General features: G+C 68.3%; 17 protein-coding genes, 1 tRNA gene and 1 pseudogene. 11 read left to right on the plus strand and 8 right to left on the minus strand.

Annotated elements, in window-relative coordinates; genetic code table 11:
• Positions 1 to 62: 62 nt before the first annotated feature.
• On the plus strand, positions 63 to 1,004 hold the full coding sequence (locus R2B67_RS21195; RefSeq protein WP_455679976.1) for an adhesin: 942 nt from the start codon (positions 63 to 65) through the stop codon (positions 1,002 to 1,004).
• 70 nt (positions 1,005 to 1,074) lie between these two features.
• On the opposite strand, the gene R2B67_RS21200 is transcribed toward R2B67_RS21195, so the two are convergent.
• Entirely contained in the window at positions 1,075 to 1,725 is a 651-nt protein-coding gene (locus tag R2B67_RS21200) for a hypothetical protein (RefSeq protein WP_317820230.1), read from the minus strand.
• A gap of 142 nt (positions 1,726 to 1,867) precedes the next feature.
• Here R2B67_RS21200 and R2B67_RS21205 point away from each other — a divergent pair, with 142 nt between their 5' ends.
• From R2B67_RS21205 to R2B67_RS21220, 4 genes are all read left to right on the plus strand, one after another.
• A complete protein-coding gene (locus R2B67_RS21205; RefSeq protein WP_317820231.1) occupies positions 1,868 to 2,746 on the plus strand; it encodes an aminoglycoside phosphotransferase family protein in 879 nt (292 codons plus the stop codon).
• Between the two features lie 96 nt (positions 2,747 to 2,842).
• On the plus strand, positions 2,843 to 4,450 hold the full coding sequence (locus R2B67_RS21210; protein WP_317820232.1) for an alpha/beta hydrolase: 1,608 nt from the start codon (positions 2,843 to 2,845) through the stop codon (positions 4,448 to 4,450).
• 149 nt (positions 4,451 to 4,599) lie between these two features.
• Positions 4,600 to 5,499 (plus strand): hypothetical protein, encoded by a 900-nt coding sequence (locus R2B67_RS21215; RefSeq protein WP_317820233.1) that lies wholly within the window; start codon positions 4,600 to 4,602, stop codon positions 5,497 to 5,499.
• Complete coding sequence (locus tag R2B67_RS21220; RefSeq protein ID WP_317820234.1) at positions 5,496 to 7,319, plus strand: sacsin N-terminal ATP-binding-like domain-containing protein; 1,824 nt, start codon at positions 5,496 to 5,498, stop codon at positions 7,317 to 7,319. Before R2B67_RS21215 ends, R2B67_RS21220 begins: the two co-directional genes overlap by 4 nt.
• An 845-nt stretch (positions 7,320 to 8,164) precedes the next feature.
• On the opposite strand, the gene R2B67_RS21225 is transcribed toward R2B67_RS21220, so the two are convergent.
• Positions 8,165 to 8,566, minus strand: a complete 402-nt coding sequence (locus R2B67_RS21225; RefSeq protein WP_317820236.1) for a hypothetical protein — start codon at positions 8,564 to 8,566, stop codon at positions 8,165 to 8,167.
• A 576-nt stretch (positions 8,567 to 9,142) separates the two neighbouring features.
• On the opposite strand from R2B67_RS21225, the gene R2B67_RS21230 reads away from it, so the two are divergent.
• Positions 9,143 to 9,514, plus strand: coding sequence for a hypothetical protein (locus tag R2B67_RS21230; protein WP_317820238.1), 372 nt, complete (start codon positions 9,143 to 9,145; stop codon positions 9,512 to 9,514).
• A 492-nt stretch (positions 9,515 to 10,006) separates the two neighbouring features.
• Positions 10,007 to 10,620, plus strand: a pseudogene (locus R2B67_RS21235) (tyrosine-type recombinase/integrase); the annotation flags it as partial.
• A 71-nt stretch (positions 10,621 to 10,691) separates the two neighbouring features.
• Here the strand turns inward: R2B67_RS21235 and R2B67_RS21240 are convergent.
• A tRNA-Arg gene (locus R2B67_RS21240) sits at positions 10,692 to 10,764 on the minus strand.
• Positions 10,765 to 11,197: 433 nt separating this feature from the next.
• Here R2B67_RS21240 and R2B67_RS21245 point away from each other — a divergent pair.
• The gene (locus R2B67_RS21245; protein WP_317820239.1) at positions 11,198 to 11,863 is read left to right on the plus strand and encodes a hypothetical protein; all 666 of its coding nucleotides are present in this window, start codon (positions 11,198 to 11,200) and stop codon (positions 11,861 to 11,863) included.
• Positions 11,864 to 11,934: 71 nt separating this feature from the next.
• Positions 11,935 to 13,023, plus strand: coding sequence for a helix-turn-helix domain-containing protein (locus tag R2B67_RS21250; RefSeq protein WP_317820241.1), 1,089 nt, complete (start codon positions 11,935 to 11,937; stop codon positions 13,021 to 13,023).
• A gap of 21 nt (positions 13,024 to 13,044) precedes the next feature.
• On the opposite strand, the gene R2B67_RS21255 is transcribed toward R2B67_RS21250, so the two are convergent.
• The 4 genes from R2B67_RS21255 to R2B67_RS21270 form a co-directional block, all read right to left on the minus strand.
• The gene (locus R2B67_RS21255) at positions 13,045 to 13,728 is read right to left on the minus strand and encodes a hypothetical protein (protein WP_317820243.1); all 684 of its coding nucleotides are present in this window, start codon (positions 13,726 to 13,728) and stop codon (positions 13,045 to 13,047) included.
• 779 nt (positions 13,729 to 14,507) lie between these two features.
• Entirely contained in the window at positions 14,508 to 15,446 is a 939-nt protein-coding gene (locus tag R2B67_RS21260; protein ID WP_317820245.1) for a site-specific integrase, read from the minus strand.
• A 206-nt stretch (positions 15,447 to 15,652) separates the two neighbouring features.
• Entirely contained in the window at positions 15,653 to 16,195 is a 543-nt protein-coding gene (locus R2B67_RS21265) for a hypothetical protein (RefSeq protein ID WP_317820247.1), read from the minus strand.
• A gap of 403 nt (positions 16,196 to 16,598) precedes the next feature.
• Positions 16,599 to 17,165 carry a hypothetical protein gene (locus tag R2B67_RS21270; protein ID WP_317820249.1) on the minus strand — a complete coding sequence of 189 codons (567 nt, stop codon included), beginning with the start codon at positions 17,163 to 17,165 and terminating at the stop codon, positions 16,599 to 16,601.
• A 476-nt stretch (positions 17,166 to 17,641) separates the two neighbouring features.
• On the opposite strand from R2B67_RS21270, the gene R2B67_RS36055 reads away from it, so the two are divergent.
• Together R2B67_RS36055 and R2B67_RS21275 are read left to right on the plus strand one after the other, a co-directional pair.
• A complete protein-coding gene (locus R2B67_RS36055; protein ID WP_398869633.1) occupies positions 17,642 to 17,965 on the plus strand; it encodes a helix-turn-helix domain-containing protein in 324 nt (107 codons plus the stop codon).
• A gap of 69 nt (positions 17,966 to 18,034) precedes the next feature.
• Positions 18,035 to 18,538: a hypothetical protein gene (locus R2B67_RS21275; protein WP_317820251.1), complete on the plus strand. Its 504-nt coding sequence runs from the start codon at positions 18,035 to 18,037 to the stop codon at positions 18,536 to 18,538.
• 407 nt (positions 18,539 to 18,945) lie between these two features.
• Here R2B67_RS21275 and R2B67_RS21280 read toward each other — a convergent pair whose 3' ends face one another.
• Positions 18,946 to 20,172 carry a DNA sulfur modification protein DndB gene (locus tag R2B67_RS21280; protein ID WP_317820253.1) on the minus strand — a complete coding sequence of 409 codons (1,227 nt, stop codon included), beginning with the start codon at positions 20,170 to 20,172 and terminating at the stop codon, positions 18,946 to 18,948.
• Positions 20,173 to 20,309: the final 137 nt, after the last annotated feature.

Below are 20,309 nucleotides of genomic sequence, written 5' to 3' on the forward strand. Positions count from 1 at the left end.
TGTACGGGCCATCGTTCATGGGCCCTCCCTCTGGGGCCGCCGCCCTGGCAAGGTGTCCTGTCATGAGGTGCCAACACTGCGGTGGTCAACGCGGCGCGCTGCCGGGGATGGTCTGCCCCGGCTGCGGATCGGCCCGTTCCCGGATGGCGGCCGGCGAGAGCTCCTGGGTCGCGCAGGAGACCCTGACGGGCCGCGTCTCGACCCTGCCCCGACGACGTAAAGCCCTGCTGGCGGCGGGAGTCGTGGTGGCCGCCGGGGGGCTGGCGACGGTGGCCGCGCTGCTCCTGTCGGGCGGCGGGAGCGTGGGCGGCGGCACGAGCCGTACGGACGCGGCGGGCCGGGCGGGCGCCCTGCCGGGCCCGCCGGACCGGATCGGGGGCGGGGCTCCGACCCGTATCGGCCCGGGGGAGGACGCCCCCGCCGCGCCCGCGCCCGAGGAGCCGTCCGCGGAGGCGCCGGAGGCTCCGGACTCTCCCGGCTCCACGGACGAGGGCGGCCGCCGGTTCACCCAGTGGGCGGGCCCGGGCTGCACGGCGGGGGAGTACCGGGAGTACGGGCGCTTCGAGCGGGGCGAGGCGGGCTGGTACGCGGTCGCCTCGGGCGGCTTCACCGGCGGCGGCTGCGACGGCCGGTTCAGCGCCGTCCCGATGTCGGGCAGCCCCACCGAGGACCGCGGCTCCACCGCCACCTGGTCCTGGCACCTGGGCGAGGGCTTCCGCAGTTGCGCGCTGACGGTGTTCGTGCCGGAGGGGCGCGCCCGCGACGTGGCGGGCGACCCGACCGTCTACCGGGTGCTCTCCGACCCGGCCGACGCGCACTCCGCGTACACCGGGTTCGCGGTGCGCCAGACGCAGCACCGGGGGAGCGCGGTCGAGGTGGGCACCTACCCGGTCAAGGGCGACGCCTTCGCGGTGCTGCTCATCGACCGGGGCCGGGACTGGGGCGCGTCGGACCGGGTGGGCGCGCATCACGCGGCGGCGCAGATGCGGGTGGTCTGCCGCTGAGGGGCGCGGGCTGACCGTACCGGGCGCGGGTCGCCTGTTCCCGGGGCAGGTCGCCCGTACCGGGCGCAGGTCAGGGGGCGTCCTCGTACGGTCCGCCCCGGAAGTACAGCGCTCCGGAGGACCGTGCACGGTCACCGCGCTCGTGCGCGGCGTCGGAGCGGTCGGCGGGCGCGGACCGCCCGGCAAGCCCGCGCAGTCTCTCCAGGCCGGTCAGGACCTCCGACCGGTTGCGGGACGCCTTCATCCACCGGGGCAGCCGGGGGAGCATCGCCAAGGTGGAGCCGCTGCCTCCTCGTTCGCGCAGCGTGGCGCGGATGTAGGCCGACAGGTGGTCGACGTGCTCCTCGTTGTAGGCCCACAGAACGCGGCCGGTGCATCGGGTCTGCAACCACAGGGGCCGTTGGAAGAACGGATCCTCCGTACCGCCCAGCCTGGCGCCGACGAGCCCGGTCCCCTTCATCCCCGCCTGCCACTTCGCGACGGCGCCGCACCGTCCGCAGGCCAGCCGGCGCGGCTGGAACAACAGCTCGCTGAAGTAACGGATTTCGGGGAGCCCGGGGCGGGGAACGACCTGCGCGCTTCCCCCGCACCGGGGACAGACCACCAGCACGAGCCCGGAGAACTGGGCCAGCCAGCGCCCCGCGTCGACGTGCCGGACCGGGGAGGCGGCCGGAGCCTGGCCCGGTACGGGTGGCGGGTCTGCGGTCACGTCGGCGTTCATGCACGACACTCTCGCAGGCCGGGAGTGGTGGACCGCCGACGGGGCACAGGAGCGGAATGACCTTGTGCAGCAGCGGAACCGCCCGGTCCACTCACCCGATGCCCCAGGCCCCGCGCCCGTCGACTCCGCGCCCCTCCACTCCGTGCCTCTCGACCCCGCGACGCCTCTCGACTCCGCGACCCTCGTACGCACGTTGATCGCCGCCCAGTTCCCGCACTGGGCGGACCTGCCGGTGGAGGCGGTCGAGGCGAGCGGGACGGCGAACGCGGTCCACCGCCTGGGCGACGACAAGGTGGTACGGCTGCCGCGTACGGAGAGCAGCGCGGCGGACGTGGCGACGGAGCACCTCTGGCTGCCCCGGCTGGCCGCGCAACTGCCCGTACCGGTCCCGGCGCCGCTGGCCCAGGGAGCACCGGCCGAGGGCTTCCCCTGGGCCTGGTCGGTGTGCACCTGGCTTGAGGGGACGAACCCGCTGCCCGGTGAAGGCACTTGGGCCCCGGAGCTCTTCGCCGCGGACCTGGCGGAGTTCGTCCTCGCGCTGCGCCGCATCGACCCCACGGACGGCCCGCAGGCCTACCGCGGCGAACCTCTGGCGTCCCGGGACGAGAAGACGCGCAAGGTGATCGCCGGGCTGGACGGTGTCCTCGACGCCGGGGCGGCCACCGCCGCCTGGGAGAAGGCGCTGACCGCCCCGGCCTTCACGGGCGCGCCCGTGTGGGTGCACGGGGACCTCCAGCCGGGCAATGTCCTGGTCGCGGACGGCCGTCTCACGGGAGTGATCGACTTCGCCTGCATGGGTCTGGCCGACCCCGCCGTCGATCTGATCGCCGCCTGGTACCTGCTGCCGGCGGGGGCCAGGGAGGCGTTCCGTACTGCGGTCGGGGCCGACGACGCGGACTGGGAGCGGGGGCGGGGCTGGGCGCTGTCCATCGCGGTGATGGAGCTCGCCGCCTACCGGGAGTCGAACCCGGTGATGGCACGGAACGCGTGGTGGGTGATCGGGGAGCTCCTGGCCGGGTGACCGGCCAGGGGGTGGGCCGAGGAGGAGCTGGCCCCCCTGCGAAGTGGGGTGCCAGCCGTAGTGAGTGCGAACGCCCGTGCTTCTAGCGTCTGTTGCATGAGATACGCAGAGAAGATCAGGATCCCCCACAGCCCGGCGGCGGCCCGCAGCGCCGCGGCCGCAGGCCTCGCCCTCGCCGTAGGCCTCACCGCGACACCGGCCCTGGCGACACCGGCTCCGGCAACCCCCGCGACGAGAACGGCGGCCGGTACGGAGGCACACAGCGGCCTCGACCGCTACTACGACCAACGCCTGTCCTGGGGCACGTGCGTGCAGTCCCCCGACGACACGACGGGCAGGGACCTGGACGCGGCGGGCGTGCAGTGTGCGAACGTCTCGGTCCCGCTGGACTACACGGCCCCCCGGGGCCGCACGATCACCGTCGCGGTGTCCCGCCTCAAGGCCACCGACACCCGCCACCGCATAGGAGCGATCCTCCTCAACAACGGTGGCCCCGGCGGCACGGCGGTGGAGTCCCCGCCGACCGTCCGCAAGGCGATGAAGGAGGTCGGCGCCCGCTACGACATCGTCGGCTTCGACCCGCGCTTCGTCGGTCGCAGCACCCCGCTGGACTGCGGCTGGCCCGTCAGCTTCCCCTGGTTCTCGGCCGGGGCGGGCCGGGCGGGCTTCGACCGCCATGTGGCCCTGAGCAAGAGCCTGGCCGCCAAGTGCCGCGCCACCAACGCCTCGGTCCTCCCGCACGTCACCACACGCAACACCGCCCGCGACATGGACGTGATCCGGGGCGCGCTGGGCGAGCGGAAGATCTCCTACCTGGGCTACTCGTACGGTACGTATCTGGGCACGGTCTACACGCAGATGTTCCCCGGACGCTACGACCGGGTGGTTCTGGACGGCGGGATCGACCCGCGCGCGTACGGGCCCCGGCTGCTGCGCGACACGGCACGGGAGAACGAGCAGGCACTCTCCGCCTGGGCCGCCTGGGCGGCCGGCCGCCACACGACGTACGGCCTGGGCCGCACCCGTACCGCTGTGCTGGCCACCATCGACCGCGTGATGGCGAAGGCGGCGCGCGGCCCCCTGACGGTCGGCACCGCGCCGGACACCTTCCGGCTCGACGACACCCACATACCGACGCTCCTCTTCATGGGCGTGGCCGACGACACGGACGCATCGCGGGCGTTCCTGGCCGAACAGGTCTCCGTACTGTCCAAGGCGGCGAAGAACCAACAGTCCTCACTCTCCCCGGAGTTCACGGAGCAACTCCGCTTCGCGCTGACCGGCGAGGGCTCGGCTTCCGGCAGCGTCCAGACGGCGATCATCTGCGGCGACGTACCGGCCCCACGCAACCCCGAGCTCTACTGGCGCGACATCGAACGCGCCCGCGCCGCCCACCCCCTGTTCGGCCCGCTCACCGAGAACATAGGCCCGTGCGCGTTCTGGAACACCCCGAGGGAGGACCCCACCCGGATACGCCACGACGCCCCGGCCCTGATAGTCGCCGCCACCGGCGACCCCCGCACCACGTACCGGGGCAGCGTCGCCCTCCACGACCAGCTCCCCAGCTCCCGGCTCCTCACCCTCAAGGGTGCCAACCGGCACGCGCTGTACGGGGAGTACGGGAACGCGTGCGTGGATGGGAAGGTCAACCGGTACCTGGAGACGGGCAGGCTGCCCGGGAAGGACGAGGTCTGCGTGAAGTAGTCAACCGTCAGCAGGGGCGGCTGCAGGCCGCTTCCTCGCTGGGGCCGAAGTCGGGGCCGTGCGTCACTAGGTGAAGAAGAGCAGCTATCGTCTGCACACCACTCACATATGTGGGTGGATCTGTGAAGGCGTATGGGGGCGAGTCGTCGATGGCCAAGAGAATCGAAGAACTCGAAGTCGAGGTCGACGAGCTGGCTCTGTCTCTTGTGGGATGGCAGGTCGAGGGCGTGCGGGCGCGACTGGTCACGGACAGTTTCGACGGTGCGCACTTCCAGGAGGTCGTCGTATCGGGTACGGCGCGGTTCCTGCGGGAGGACTGGTCCGACCGCTTCTCGGGGGGCGAGGACGACGACTACCCGCCCACCCTTCTGCTGGGGCTGAGTCCGGTGGATCGGCCTGAGTTGGTCAGCTATGAGCATGCCTTGCTGGAGAGGATCAAGAAGGTCGCCAAGCGACCGGTGCGGTTCTCCAAGACCAGCCGCTCCTGGGAGTGTTCCAAACGCGTCAAGCCCGAGACGATCAGGTTGCAGGTGACCTCGTTCGACCTCAGCGAGACCGACCTCGGCCTGGTCTGGCCCGAGTCGAAGGTAAGACCGCTGCCCGTCGAGTTGATCGATGAGACTGCTCGCGAGGGCGTGCGGCTGAAGCCCACCGCCTGCGACGCCGCGATCGTCGGCAAGAAGCATGAAGGGGCGTTGCAGGTGCGCCTCGGCGGGTTCGCCGAGTTCGGATCGGCCACGGAGCTGTTGGCCGACCTCGTGGCCGTGGAGCCATGGCGGAGCGAGGGCGCCGACAGCGAGGGCGACGTCGAGGCGGAGGCCCCGTTCGAGGCCCCCGTGCCCGGGATCACGGTCGAGGTGCTGGACGGAACCGACTTCCTGCTTGATCAGCGGGAGGTGTCGTTGTACGGGAGGGTTCCGGTGGGGGAGGGGGCCACGCTGCCGTCGCGTCAGCCGCGCTGGGTGGCCCAGTGCTCGTTCGACCTTGATGACCTGGCTGGCGACCCGACCCGTGTCGTGGTACGAGTGCTGGACGCGGAGGACCTGTGACCGACCTGATCGCGTCCGTGGCCGCCCTGCAAGGCACACTCGTCCGTGAGCATGTGCAGGCGCCGGGGCTCTTCCGGGAGATCTCGCGGATGGAGGAGCTGCTCGCGGACACCTACCGAGACCGGGTGCCGTACGAACTGCTCCAGAATTCCGACGATGCGGGCTCAACCTCCGTGGTTGTCGAGAAGCTGGGGGAGGGCCGGTTCCGTTGGACCAACGACGGTCGGCCCTTGGAGGCGGCAGACGTGGAGGCGCTGTGTCGCAGTGCCAGCTCCACCAAGACGCGTGGGGGTGACTCGATCGGATACCGGGGCATCGGTTTCAAATCGATCGCAGCGATCGCCTCCCGGATCGAAGTCCGCTCGGCCGGCGTGCGCTTCGCGTTCGACAGGACGGCCGCCGCGGCGCTGCTCGGGGAGTCGACGGAGAAGGCGGTGCCGTTGATCCGTATACCGGCCGACGTGCACGCCGATACGCTCGCCGACGGCGTGTCCTTCACCGTCACGTGCCGGCCGGACGCCACCGGAGCACCCGGATCAGTCGACCCGCTCAGCGCGCTGTTCCTACGGAACGTGACGCGGATTCGTACGGCAGCCGGGCCCGCCAGTCAGGACATCGTCGTCGAACGAGCCACCTCGATGGTCGTGCTGCGCTTCGGCGAGGACGAGGCGGCCTTTTCAATTCTGCGGAACGGGGCGGCGACCGTGGCCGTGCCGCTCGACGCACGGGCTCTCGCAATGACCGGCGTACGCGGTCGCCTCGCGTGCTTCCTGCCACTCCAGGATGAAGTTGGGCTGCCCGTCATCATCTCGGGCGACTTCCTCACCGACCCTTCCCGCACTCATGCGGTGACGGCGCACGAGTCGACCCGTGAGGTTCTCGCTGACGCGGCCCGGGCGATTGCGGAGCGGCTGCGCTCGCCCGGTGATCCGGCGTTCGAGCGGTTGTGGCAGCTGGTCCTGGACGGCGAGGACCTGCGGAGCGTGATGGTCTCGGCCACTGCCTCCGCGGGCAAGCTGCTCGTGTCGTCGCTGAGGGAGGAGATGACGGCCCGACGACCGTCGTTCGCTCACTCCCCGCTTCCGCTGGAGCCGCAGGACGTGGCTGTCGTCTTCCCCGACGGTGCCCCTGCGGCTCTGTACGAGCCGCGCCACCAGACCGCCGCACGGGCGCTGAAAGCCGTATTGGGACTGCGCAGCATCGACTTGGCGACAGCCTTGGCGGACGTGAGCCCCGAGGCGCTGTCCGACGCGTTGCGCGCGCGACTTGGCGAGCATTTCATGGGCGTCGCGCGTACACAGGGTCGGAAGCTCACCAGCACGGAGAGTCGGCTCGTGCCCGAGACCGCTCCGCAGGACGAGGCACCCGCAGTCCCGGATCCGGCCGAGGGAATCCGTATGAGGAAGGCGGATCCCCGGTCCGACAGCTCTCTGGCGTCGGTCCTGAAGCGGTGGAGAGTGGCAGAGCTCGCGGCGAAGGAGTACCTCAATCAGCTCGGCTGGACGCTGCGGGATGTCAGCGGGCAGAACGTCGGGTACGACCTGGAGGGAACGGATCCCCTGGGCAAGCCCGTAAGGATCGAGGTCAAGAAGGTGGACCGGCCTGACGCGCGGTTCGCCATGACGAACAACGAGATGTCTCTCATGTTGATGGAGCCAGGCGGTTATCTGCTTGCCATCGTGGTCGGAGACGGCCGCCATGCCCAGCTGATGCTGTTGGATCCTTCGAGGGACGACCTTCCCAAAGAGCGTGTCTGCCGCCGCTGGGACTGGGAGTTTACCGACTGGTCACGGTTTGCCGACAGGGTCGCCGATGCGTGATGTCTTCGAGGGGGGAAGTGTGCCATTCCGCCTCATGCCCCCTGAACACTGAGCGGTATCGCGCAGCTGAGCCCCTATGGCGACCCTGTCGTCTTGTTCCTCCGATGAGGCAACCCGCGATAGACCACCCACAGGCTGATGAGCACCAGGAGGGCTCCGCCTATGGGCCAGGCTATGGATGTGCCGCCGCGGTAGTCCCTGATGCTGATCGAAAAGAGCAGGGAGGACGGGATCAGCCCCGCCCAGTCGAGTGCTCTGCTCAACTTCTGAGGGAACAAGGGCTCGTTCACAGCCAGATCCTGTCAGGCGCCGGCGCCTACCACCACCCACGAGCCCACCCGGCTGCGTATAGCGCGGGGAACCGGCGATCTCAGGGGTGACCGAGTCGGGGGCAGCAGCCCGGGGACATATACCAAGCAGAAGTTCGTCAGTTTCGGGCGGCCTCGGCGCAGGGGTTCTCCCGGACGAGCTGCGGCCGCTCTGCGCGCCAGTGACACCGTGATCCGGTAAAGACCCACACATTCCTCCGATCCTGGACGAAAGCAACCCCTTCGGGGCTGACGGTGCCTATCGGCGTTGGCTCACGCAAACGGCCCCGGACGAGAAGTCCGAGGCCGAGCAGGAGCCCTCCCTGGGGGACAAACCCCAGGTCGGAGGGGTGACGCGTTGCACCCCGACAGGATTCGAACCTGCGACACCCGCTTTAGGAGCTCGATCGAGCAGTCTCTGTGGATCCTCTCTGTCGGCACGGATGCGCCATGCAGGGCTGCTCAAGGGCGCTTGTGTACGCTGCCGTTGATGTCAGCTGGTGATGTCACTTGGGTGGCCCAATGGAGAGCGTTAAGCTAAGCAGTGCCGTCATCGTCCAGCGAGATGCGCGCCTTATCGATGAAGTCATCTAAGGCATCGTCCAACTTCATCCAGCGTTCGCGGCCCTCCTCGAACCTCACGGAGATGGAATCTCCGCCGATAAGTCCGTGGCTGACGGTCATGGTTGATTCCGTGACGTCGTGAGAGCAATCGCACACAGCACTTGCCGCTTCGCTCATCATTCGAGGTCCGGCCAGTTTTACCCGTGTTGAAAGTTTTAATAGCTCTATCCAGAGCCGGTGGGATTCATTCCATAGGGCTTCGGTACTTGCGTTTCCCGAGCCTCTGAGTGCAAGGTCCAACCCTTCCTCGTCCATGGGGACCGGGGCGAGGAAGAAGCGGGCTGCGTGCGCCTCCTGGGCTGATGCTGTGGTCATGAACTCCTCGTAGACCACTTGTCGTGAGTCACGACGCTGTCGACGGTGCTCACCTCGCGCCGTGATCTTCGCTTGTTCCCGCGCGGACCATCCCGTAGCGAGTGCCGCTCCCGTCGTGGCTACCGCCCCCGCCAACGCGCCCAATACTGCTGCCACCCCTGCATCCATGCGGAAGAGTCTGGCAGGTCACCCTAGGGTGTCACTGCCCCTGACGCTGCAAGTTTTCGTCTGTGCTGTGCACGGCAACCGGGGCATGGCCGGCGAACGCCTCCAGATCATGCTGACCTCGGCTTGCCGACTTGTCGGACAAGGGCCGAACTTGAGCGTGACGACCCCTTCAGGGGCGAGGCAGAGCGAGTTGGGGCTTGACCTGCGGGATGCCGACTTCGGTGTTTGCTGGCTGCAGCTTCCGCCAGCAGCCTCACTTCCCCGTGAGTCCCCGGCCGATCTGGCGCGGTTGCGGCACGAGGCTTCTCACCACCAGGCTTTCGAGAGCTAGCCGCTAAGATGACTATGTACGACAGGGGCGTTCGTGCTCGGGGGGACCGTTTGCAGGCGACACTACTCACGTTCGGCTTGGCTGCGTTGGTCGCGGCGATGCAAACGTGGATCAAATACGCATCGCGGAAGGCTCCAGCGGGACAAAGCCACGCCCTCAGGCGTGATGACGCACTCTTCTGGATCGACTGGATCGTCACCGCTGCCGTGGCCTTGGGCACCTCGCTAGTAAGCGCAAGCATGCAAGGAAAGCCAGTTGGGACGATCCATGTGGGCGTTGCTCTTGCGGTCCTGGTACTCGGGTTTGCCGTAATGCCGAAGGTTGTCCAGGAACTCTGTTACGACACTTCTGGTGATCTGAAGGGGTGGAGTCACATCATCTGTGCCAACGCTGTGGGTCTCATCATTTTGCTTTCCTCTGTGGTGGCTGGAGTGAAGATCTATGCGTAGGCGGCATGGGCCTAGGCGTACCCAGCTCTACATCTCGGTGTCCTTGGCGGTCATCGTCGTGATGGTTGCGGTGGCGTCAGTGCTGATTTCCTCTGGCCTGGAGAGCGCGGATGCCATCGCATCAATTGTCTCCCTGTTCGCTGCGGCGACTTCAGGTGCAGCGGCGTGGTATAGCGGGCGGAGAAGCAATAGTGACGACCAAGACGCACAGTGACGAGTGATCAGTTCGGCGGGATGACCGAGACAAGGGCCACAGCCTAGGCTTTGCCACCAACTCACCCCCGGCTTCCATCCGGTCGCCAGGATCTGGTCGGCACTCGCGAACGGTGCCCCGTCCATCCCGAGTCTGAGCGCCCCCGCCGGAGGCATCCTCTTGAAGCCGCGGGCTTGGTTCTCGACTCATGCCCACAGGCCTATCCTCCGCGGGCGCGCGTCGGCGACGGCAGCGCCGAGCGGACCGAAGGCAGGAGCGCGGGCGGAGTCAGAGCCGGGTCCCTTGAAGAGCCCCTGATCTTCCTTGCTGCGGCCCGCAGGACCCTTTCTACGCCGCGTTCGTCCTCGCCATCACCATGGGCCTCAGACGGGGGAGCTGGTCTGGCTGAAGTGGACCGATCTGGACCTGGACCGCAGAGTCCTCTACGCCCGCCAGCAGACTCAGAGGCGGCGAGGCATGCTCTACGACGATGATCTCAAGGGATGCCGTTGCCGGTCCGTGCCTCTTCCTGCTAGGTGCATCGCGCCCCTTCGGTGGCACCGCATGCCACAGGCTGAGGCCAGGGCACGCGCTGGAGAAGCGGGGCAGGAAGGCGGGCAATGTCTTTGTCACTCGGACCGGTCGCCCAGTGGAGCCGTGGAACGTCTACTGCTCGTTCATCCGCGTTGCCGAACCCTCCGGCCTCCGGGTGATCCGCCTGCCCGATGCCCGGCAAGACTGTGCAACGATCCTGACCGCGGCCGGGGTGGCTCCTCGCGTCGTGATGGAGTTCCTCGGTCACAGTCAGATCAGCATCACGATGGACATCTATACGCACGTCGTCCAGGACACGCAGCGCGAGGCGATCAGCCACATGGACCGGCTACTCAAGAGGCGTCCCGGCCGTGAGTGACCGCCGCCGTTGATGTCAGGAGTGGATGTCAAAGGCCACCTAGAAACGTTCCTAGGTGGCCTTTTCGCTTGTGCCCCCGGCAGGATTCGAACCTGCGACACCCGCTTTAGGAGAGCGGTGCTCTATCCCCTGAGCTACGAAGGCGGGGGCTTGCTGAAAACCCTGCAGAAAACCCCAGTTGGGGATCATCGGCCGGAACGGCAAACCTCCAGGTCAACTGACGCCCCGGCGCAGTCGGGGCGGAGTCCGAGTGGACACTTTCCCGAGCAGCGGCCTGGTAGCCGACTGACCGCAGACAGCCTAGCGGATCGAGGTCCGCGGGTGCGCCCCCATAACGCTTCCCAGCCAGGAGGTTGTCTTGCAGGCCTCCTGATCTGCGGAAACGCGGATGCCGCCTGTGTTGGCGCTGCTGACTGACGGGGCGGCGCGGTGGCCGCGATGTCCGTTCCGTCCCGAGGGCGCCTGGGCCGCGGGCGGTGGCGGGGGCTTGAGGTCGAGCCTTCGGATGTTTCTTATAATTTCTGCGCCACGTTCGCGGTATGATCCTTATAAGATTGCTGTCGGCAGCGGAGGTTCCATGGCACTGTCCCTCGTTACGCCCGCACCTGAACCGGGCGATGTCCACGCGCGGTTAGCCGAGCTCGGCACAAAGGTCGACTACCTCCAGCCCGCGCTGTACGCCGGCGAGGCGGCGAGGCGGACGGCCACCCCCAACCACCCGGCGAACACGGCCGGCACCCGCGCCTACCAGGAGCACGTACGGGCGATACGTGAGGAGCACATCCGCAACGCGAGGTGGAAGCGGCTGCTGCACGACCACCTCGAGCTGGTCTACAACCCCGAGAAGTCGCTTGCGATAGGCGTGATGATCGGTGACGCGGCCACGGGGAACGCCCGCCTGCACCCGAAGAACCTGCGCAAGCGGGGAGCCGCGACCGCGCGCGCCGCAGCAAGCAACGACATGCAACTCGCCCTCTTCTCCCCCCGGACGGACTCTGACGAGGTGCGCCTCGCGCCTGTCGAAGCGTCCGATCTCAAGACCTGGTTCCTGGTCTCCTACCGGGTTCGGGTGGGCGACGTGGTCCGGATCCACAGCGAGCTCTCGCTTCCGCGCAAGTTCAAGCGCGGGTTCGTCGCGAAGTGGGATCAGCGCATCCCGCTGCCCGTCCTCGAGATGGACGGAATCGAACGCATGGACGATGATGGACCTGGTGAGATCGACATCCCGGTCGACTTCCGCTGAGGCCCGTAGGGTGGGGTGACGGGCGACCGCCGCCCCACTACGCACCACCGATCACTGAGGCAGCTCCCACCATGGTGACCCCGTCCCGCATCACGCTGGCCCGCAAGCGCCGGGGCATGACGCTCGCCGAGCTCTCCGACCTGGCGGGGGTCTCGCTGCAGAGCCTGTCCAACTACGAGACGGGCCGCACCGCCCCCCGCCGCACCACTACCGCCCGGATCGCCGAGGCGCTGGACTTCCCGGAGTCCTTCTTCGAGGGGCCCGAGCTCGATGAGCTCCCGGCGGACGGCATCTCCTGGCGGGCACGGAGCAAGACCTCGGCTCGGACGTTGGACGCCGCACGCTCGGCCGGTACGCTCGCCGCGCTGCTGTACGACTGGATCGACGAGCGCTTCCGCCTTCCCGCCCCGGACGTCCCTTCGCTGGGCAAGCCGGACCCCGAGACCGCGGCCGGGATGGTCCGTGCACGCTGGGACCTGGGCGTGGCGCCGGCGCCGAACATGGTGCACCTGCTGGAGGCCCACGGAGTGCGGGTCTTCTCGCTTGCGCCCGAGTACGCGGACGTGGACGCCTTCGCCGTGTGGCGGAACGGTACGCCGTTCGTGTTCCTGAACACCATGAAGTCCGCGGAGCGCGGCCGCTTCGACGCGGCACACGAGCTCGGCCACCTGGTGATGCACGGCAGCGACCGGGAATGCTCGGGTCCCGGGGCGGAGCGCCAGGCCAACGACTTCGCGAGCGCGTTCTTGATGCCGGCGTCGAGCGTCTTGGGACACATGCCGTCCGGTGCCCATGTCGACCAGATCATCCAGGCGAAGAGCATCTGGAAGGTCTCCGCCATGGCCCTGACCTACCGCATGCACGACCTGGGACTCCTGACGGACTGGCAGTACCGGTCGGCCTGCATGGAGCTGAGCAAGCGCGGCTACCGTAAGGACGAGCCGCACGGCATCAAGAAGCGGGAAGCCTCGCAGGTGCTGACCAAGGTCTTCCAGGGACTCCGGGCCAAGGGAGTACGCCCCGCCGCGGTGGCCGCGGAGATCGGGGTGACCGGGGACGAGCTGAACAAGATGCTCTTCGGCCTGACCCTCACCACCGTCGAAGGTGGCGGTGAGCAGGCCGAGAGCGCACCGCGACGGGCACTGTCCCTGGTGCACTGACAGCGCCCGCCCAAGACGGGTTCAAGCGGTACGGGTCGCCGACAGGATCGCGCTCTGCCGCTCCTTGTGCAGCTGGTGACTGGTGGCGTTCTGGGCCAGCGAGAAACCGAGCACGAAGATCTTCTGGCGCTCGACGCCGTAGGCGATCATGCGTCGGTTCCACAGACTCTGGTCGAACTGTGAGTGGACGGACTCGGAGTCGGCTCGGTAGGGGTAGACGAGCTGGTGGGCCAGCGTCGACTGCGGGATCTGCTGGAGCAGCTCCGCGCGATGAAATCCGCGTTCGCTGTCGCTCCTGAGCGGCTTGCCGGTGTCTACATTGCGAAGGGACCGGTCCTCAGGGGTGGTGGTGATACCCACGGGGACGCGGTGCGTGTGGTCCCCGTGGCGGCACGGAATGCGCAGGACGTGGTACCAGCGGCTCTTGGTGGTACCGAAGCGCCGTTCCAACTTGGCGATGGGGACGGGCGCGAGAATGCGTGTGCCGTCATCCAGGGGCACGCTCTCCGTGATCCGCCCATCACTGCACCACAGTTCGTGCCCGCTCCGGCAGGCCTTGAGGTGCTCGTAGAACACCGGCTTGGTGGAACCGTGCTGCTTGTTGATCGCCAGCATGCCGCGGCGGGCGATGGCATCACGGTGCACCCCGCGAAGGGCGCCGTCGTAGACGATGCCCATGCAGTCGGGCAGGACGTCCTTGAGCATGAGGAACTGGCGTACCGCGACGGCCGCCTCGTCCTCGTACTGGCCGCCGGCGACGTGGGCGAAGGACAGGATGACGCGGGTCCAGTACCCGTCGGACCGCCCTGATGCGAAGAACCACTTGCTGCCGCGGACCTGTCGCTTCTTCGTCTCGCCGTTCTCGTAGTAGCCGCGCGGCAGGATCGACGCGGTGAATACGGCGCCTGCCGCTCTCGTCCACGGTCACCGCATTGCGCGCCTTCGAGATCGCTTTGGGGACGGTGGCGTCGCCGACCACGAGTTGCCGGCGCTCGGGACGGCTCCAGATCTTGGGAGCGTCTGAGGGAAACAGGCCCTGTTCGAGTGCCTGACGTGCTGCGTAGGTGCGAAACGCTTCTTCCAGCGCGTCACTGCTCGGGACCAGCAGCTTGTCGACGGCGTCCTGGTACTGATTGCGGGAGGGCCCGTTCAGGGGCAGTGCTGCGGCCGCCCGACGCCCCAGGTGGCGCCGCACGTGCGCACGCACGCTACGCCAGTCCTGTGGGGCGATGAGGAGGCCGACCGCTCCGCGCTTCGACCCGGCGACGGGTGTCAGAGCGGCGAGGAGCAGGTACACGATCGCCGGGTACTCGCGAGGGCATCCGACGTTCGAAGGGGCGGGAAGCAGCTCGGCCATCTCGTACAGCAACGGGTAGTCCAGGCAGTCCCGAAGACGCCGGTCGAGCTTGCGCTGGTCCGCGTCGGTGAGCTGCCGCTTACGGCTGGAGCGGCTCCCCTCGGGCAAGGGAGCGCCGAAGATGTCGTCAGGCACGGGGCGCCACCCCATCGGTGTAGGCGGGGTCGCAGCGCCAGTCGTAGCCGACGACGGCGGCTGCCCGGTCCAGTGAGCGGAGGCCGATGCTGCGAGCGGCGTCCTCGATCCTGCCGGTCGTCTCGAAGGCAGCGACTGCGGCGGTGGCGGTGATCGAGGCCGGCTTGACGTCAGGCTCGCCGCCGAGTCCGATCCGGCGCAGAAGGTCCCGGAGCGCGACGCAGGCGCGGGCCTGTAGCGCGGCATCCGAGGTCGGACGGCTCGACACGGCCAGGCGGGCGGTTGCGGGATCCGGATTCTCTGTGGTGACGTGACGGGCTCGCTCGGCCAGTACGTGTCGGCCCCAGGCATCCAGTCGGCACCAGCGAGGCTCGTACTTGATGGAACCGTGCATCCACACCCTCCTGTGGGGCAGGTCGAGGTCTGCGATGACAATGTGGCCGACCTCGCCGCTGTGTCCGCCTGCGAGAGCCAGCGCAGCGGCCGCAGCGTGCCGAGTGGGACGGCTCGTGAAGGAGGCGTGGTGGCGCAGATCCACGATCTCGTCCTCGGTCAGGGCCCGGATGCCTTCGTGGGTCCGGGCCGGCAGGACGATGTCCCTGGCCGGATCCTGATGGCTCAGTCCGAGCTCGCGCAGGACGCGGAAGGCCGAGCGTACGACGCTGCGCCTCAGGAGGCGGGTGGCAACCGCGGCGTCAGATACGTAGCCGTGTCGGCTGTGGCCCTTGGCGTTGACGAAGTCATCGACGAGACCCGGCTCGACATCGGCGATCAGGAGCGCCCCTCGAACGCCGGCGTACAGGTCGAACCGCCGCAGCAGGAGGCCGAACTTGTCATAGGTCTGATGCGACATCTCGTTTTGTGCGGTCATTTGCTGCCAGACCTGGAGAACACGGTCGATGCCGTGTGTGAGTGAGAGGTCTGTTCCCACGATGGGCGTCCTCCGATGGGCGGGGCAGGGTGGGGATGCCGCTCCACGCCACATGGGCAAGGGGCGGGCCGAAAGATTTGCAATGTTCCGTACATGCAACACCTTGGGCATGCGTGACCTCCGCGGCAACATGACGAGGGCGAAAGGGGTGAAGGCGTGGTGCATCTCGGCGCCGGGGACGTCTCCGGCGCTGGAATGTCCGGCCGCTATGCGTGCTGCTGGTCCCGAGGGGAGGTTTCGGCGGGCTGTGGCGACGGGCTCAGCGCTCGGGTGATCGTGCGGTAGGCGTCCATCACCTCGAGGAATCGCTCTCGCGGCAGCGCAGTCACGGCTTCGCTGGTGACCATGAATGAGAGAGACGGCGGCGGTGTGAGCGTCTCGCGGACCAGCGTCATCCGACCGTCGTCGCCCTTGCGGACGACCAGTGCGTACTCGAGCCAGTGCACCAGGTGCAGCCCGCGCTCGATCCGGCGGCTCACGCCACGGATCAGATGTTCGGCCAGGGCGGTGGCGTCGTGGGGGCAGGGCCGCAGCAATCCCACGGCGGCCGTGGTGAACCAGGCGGACGCCCACAGTTCCCGCAGGTAGAGACGGGCATGGGCGGAGTCCAAAGCGCGGAGCTCCGCCAGCCGTCGACCGGCGGGGGTGAGGGTGAAGGTCTGGCAGCCGGCCTCGAAGAGGCCGTTCTGCCGCAGGAACCCATGCGCGTCGGCGATCGTCCTCTCAGCAATGCCGAGGGCGTTGCTCACAGCTCCGATGGGCACCCCGTCCGCTGCGGGCCCGAGTCGCGCGCTGACGTCTACGAGCTCGAGCTGGCGTCGAGGGGCCACGGCCTCAGCGGGCAGGATGCGGGTGGCTTCGGAATGACGAGCCGCCCTGCGGCTCATCGACCGCCCCCGCCGAGGGGGTGGGGTGTACGCCAGGCGGGTACCCTCAGATGGGCGTAATGGTGCATTGATGCACGAAAACTCATGGTGGGCCCTCAGCTTGATCAAGGTGGTTCTGCTGTCATTTCCGCGGAGAGCCCGTGCGTGATGGAGCGATGCCCTAGCCTGAGGGCGACGCGTGGGCCCTCAGCTGACGTGTCATCGGCGCCGCCTCGGGTCTAGCCACCCGGGCGGCGCCTCTTCGTCTGTGCGAGGGGTGAGACCTCTACGTATGCGCCTCCGGCTGTAGGAGTTGGTACAGCCCGCGTCCCACGGCTGCGACTCCGTCGCTCGGGCCCATGTTGGCGAGGGTCGAGCGGACAGAGTTCGCCTTCGTGTCTGGCCGTGATTGGCGGACGCGGTCGATGATCAGTGCGAGCGGCGTGGCATCGCCGTCGGCCAGTGCCTGAAGGACGAGCACCTTCAAAGTGGGCGCGGCCGAGTCGGCTGGCTGCGCTGGGCGACTCCGACTGCTTGCCGGAGGCTCTTGGCGGACCGGGTCTTCGCTTTCAGGCTCGGTCGCCGCAGCATCTCCCGGCTGCGCAAGGAACTGCTCTGCGCTGGAGATCGTGTCGCGTACGGCGGAGAGTCGCTCCGTGGCCACCGTCCGGTTGTGCTCTGCGGCGACGAGCTCCTGCTCTGCGCCGGCGAGGCGCTGACGCAGCTCGCTCACGTTGTACTCAGCCTTGCTGCACGCTTCGCCGGCCGCGACCCACCGGTCCTGCTCGATGGCCTCCACCTGACGCAGGTGCTCGACAAGGGGGTTCACTGCATCGCCCGGATTCGTACGCACGCTTCGCCTCCCCCTTGAGTGATCCGTACACAAGCTAGCGATCAGAAGCTTGCACCGCAGGGGAACGGCAACACTCGAAGCACTTCGTCTTGTGCGTGCCGTGCAGGCTCAAACTTTTATGTGTCCAGTCGCAGTTGATGCGAGCGCACGAGCGCGCTCGGCGCTGCGGCTCCTGGTGTGACCGCAGCGCACGGATGGAGGTGCCTCGATGCCGAGCGTGCGACCACCCATCCGTGCGTTACGCACGTCGCGAGCTCGTCGCCGCCGGCTTCGGACGCGCCCTGGAGCGAGGCCGCGGTCCGGATGTGATCGCCTTGCGGGTTCCCCAAGGGCGCCTCGCGCGGTTGCCTGAAATCACGGTATGACGCCTCCCCTGACCCTATGATGTTCCGTACTTGCAACATCTGCTGAGTGTCCCTGACGGGATCCCGGATGAGGGAAGGGTCGGTCCCATGGGTACGTGGGATGATTTCGGCATGCCCCGGAGCAGCAACGACAAGCAGCCGCGCGACTACGTCGTGGATGGCGCTTGGCCTCACGCTGCCCTCGCTCCGGATGCTCCGGTGAGCGCCTACTATGGTCAGTCGCTCTCGCGGAACCTTCAGAGGGCTATGACCTCTACGGGATACACACTTCGCGGCCTTGCGGAAGTCACAGGTATCAACCACTCGACGGTCAGCCGCGTTCTCAACGGCAAGGTCATGCCGGACCTGGGCACCCTCGCCCGCCTAGAGGCTGCGTTCGGGTTTCAGCTCTGGCCCGGGCCGGCGGCTCTGCCGCCGCCGTCGCCGAAGTCCTGAACCGGTCGGCCGTCCACCGTTCGGCCTGTCCGGAATGCGCACTGAGGCTGGCCGGTCATTCTTTTTCTTGTGACCATGTATGCACCAACGACGCCTCGTGAGGTCTACCTGCTGTGCTTCGACGAGGGTCATCGGGTGGGGCTCGTGCGAAGGCGCTCTCCGCAGCGCGTCAGCCTGCCGACGACGCGGTGTGCGCCGGGAGAGTCTTACAAGGCGGCGATCCGTCGCCTCGGTGTTGGATCAGGCATACGGTTCGGCGGGCTCGTAGCTCGGTTGGACGCCGCATCTCACGGTGACGGCCGCCGCAGGAAGGCGCGCTTGTTCACGGCGTACGCCGAGGGGCAGGTCCGTTCGATGGCCTTGTGGGTGCCTTGGCGTCAAGCCATCGGGGATGTGGCGCACCTTGATCTGCCGGAACTCGAACAGTTCGTCGAGGGCTACCTCGCAGGCTGGATCCCGGACGGCTGGATCACACTGACCCCGGATCTGGGTGCCTGGGAGGCCAGGGCGAGGAGCGCCGCGGGTAGGGATGCTGCAGCCAGGACGCCGAACCCAGCAGCGACATTGCTCTGAACGGTGGATGCAGCAGGCAGCATGCCTCGACACTCGCGGGCTGAGGTGAGGAAACCTCGACGGTGCCGCTTGGGTACAGGCTCGGCCTCGGTCGTCGGGGTTGTCGTCTCGACCGTCTGGGGGTTTTCGGAGGCGGTGGGCGGGTTCCCCGTAGCGTCCTTGCCGTTCACCCCGATCGCGGTGCCGATCAGTAGCGCGACGATGCCTGTTGCGCTGCGGGTCAGCCACGCCTTGCGGCGGGCCGGTTTCGTGGCGGAGAGCGGCTGAGCGGGCCCAGGCCCCCCAGCTGCCGGGGGAGGGCTGCGGCGGATGCTGAGTGCTCATGGTCAGGTTCTCCGGAGGCGAAGTGCTGGGCGGGCCGGGGCCCGGTAGCCACACCGGGCCCCGTAGGAAGAGGGAGGGGCGGGCTACCAGCCGCGGATCTTGCGCCCGAAGTCGGTGTCGGGCCCGAGCAGCGCGTCGGCGACCCGGCCGCCAGAGTCCTTGGCGCCGCCGCCGAAGTTCAGGACACCGGTCGCGTTGGCGCTGGCGGCCACGCCGTCCCAGTAGCGGGCCTCACGCTCGAAGCGCACCGGCTCCAGCAGCCGCAGCAGTTCCTCGACGCTGAGCCGGCTGCCACCGTTCGCCCAGCTGGTCGCCTGGTGGGCGGCGATCCCGAGGCCGGCAAGCACAGCGGGGGCCGAGACCGCACCGCGCGCCGCGAAATGCGGGAAGAGCGCCGAGATCACCTGGGACAGCATCGGGACGAGCTCGCGCTCGGCCTGCTCGGTGCTCACGCCCTCCGGCAGGCCGCCCTCGTGGACCGTCGCCGAGGTCAGGCCGAGTCCGCTCCGCCCGTGCAGCGCCGTGATCACCAGGACCCGCAGCGCGGAGAGCGTCACGAGCTCCGGGTCGGTCTTGGTCAGCTGGCGCTTGCGGCCCTGCACCAGTTTGCTGAACGGGATGATCTTCCCGTCGTGCTCGACCTTCACCGTCTCAGAGATCCGGTGCGTGATCTGGGTACCGATGTCCCGCTGGTCCATCGACATCGCCAGGTTCTTGGCCACCGGCACGCCTTCGACGTTGCGGTCGTAGAAGATCTGCCGGGCGTCCTCGACAGTGAGCCCGAAGTACAGCTCGAACGGCACCCGGATCTGGCCGAGCTTCTCGTACGTCGTTCCGAACCGCTCCGGGTTGTCGTACAGCTCGTGCCATGCCGTGACCTGCGTCTCCCCGTCGATGGCGACGACGGGCGAGCCGGGCAGCACCGTGATCGTGCGGATGCCTGTGCCCGCGATCAGCTCCTCGCCGACCGCGGCCGGGTGGCCGTCGAGCCACAGCGTGATCGGCGGCGTGGACCAGGCGGCGCCGTGGCCGCCGCTGATGCCGGTGGCGATGTAGGAGGCGTACGAGGTGACGTTCCGCCCCTTCTGCGTCGCCTTCAGCATCCGCTGGACCAGCCCGCGCACCTCTGCGTGCCGGCGCAGAGTGCCCGAGGCGTACTTCAGGGCGCGCTTGTCCTCCTCCGCCTTCGGCGAGGGGACGAGCTGCAGCAGGGTCGGCAGCCCCATGGTCCCGATCACGGCGTCCGGACGGAACGGGGTCACGGTCAGCTGGATGCCCTCGACGGCGGCGGTCGGCATGGTGATGGTCATCGGTGGATCCCTCTCGGCATGGAGTCGATCAGCCACACGGGGTGGTGGCCGCTTGCCGCCTGTCTGACGACTGAGGCGATGTGCTCCGAGAGTGGCGGGGCGGCGAGGGAACTGAACAGCGAAGTTCTGATAACCGG

Source organism: Streptomyces cyaneofuscatus, assembly GCF_033109485.1.
Classification (GTDB): Bacteria; Actinomycetota; Actinomycetes; order Streptomycetales; family Streptomycetaceae; genus Streptomyces; species Streptomyces cyaneofuscatus.

Coding starts and splice junctions, on each gene's coding strand:
- R2B67_RS21225 (WP_317820236.1), bottom strand. CDS start 8,566: ATGACCACAGCATCAGCCCAGGAGGCGCACGCAGCCCGCTTCTTCCTC.
- R2B67_RS21250 (WP_317820241.1), top strand. CDS start 11,935: ATGGTGACCCCGTCCCGCATCACGCTGGCCCGCAAGCGCCGGGGCATG.
- R2B67_RS21195 (WP_455679976.1), top strand. CDS start 63: ATGAGGTGCCAACACTGCGGTGGTCAACGCGGCGCGCTGCCGGGGATG.
- R2B67_RS21280 (WP_317820253.1), bottom strand. CDS start 20,172: ATGACCATCACCATGCCGACCGCCGCCGTCGAGGGCATCCAGCTGACC.
- R2B67_RS21255 (WP_317820243.1), bottom strand. CDS start 13,728: ATGCTCAAGGACGTCCTGCCCGACTGCATGGGCATCGTCTACGACGGC.
- R2B67_RS21245 (WP_317820239.1), top strand. CDS start 11,198: ATGGCACTGTCCCTCGTTACGCCCGCACCTGAACCGGGCGATGTCCAC.
- R2B67_RS21210 (WP_317820232.1), top strand. CDS start 2,843: ATGAGATACGCAGAGAAGATCAGGATCCCCCACAGCCCGGCGGCGGCC.
- R2B67_RS21215 (WP_317820233.1), top strand. CDS start 4,600: ATGGCCAAGAGAATCGAAGAACTCGAAGTCGAGGTCGACGAGCTGGCT.
- R2B67_RS36055 (WP_398869633.1), top strand. CDS start 17,642: ATGCCCCGGAGCAGCAACGACAAGCAGCCGCGCGACTACGTCGTGGAT.
- R2B67_RS21200 (WP_317820230.1), bottom strand. CDS start 1,725: ATGAACGCCGACGTGACCGCAGACCCGCCACCCGTACCGGGCCAGGCT.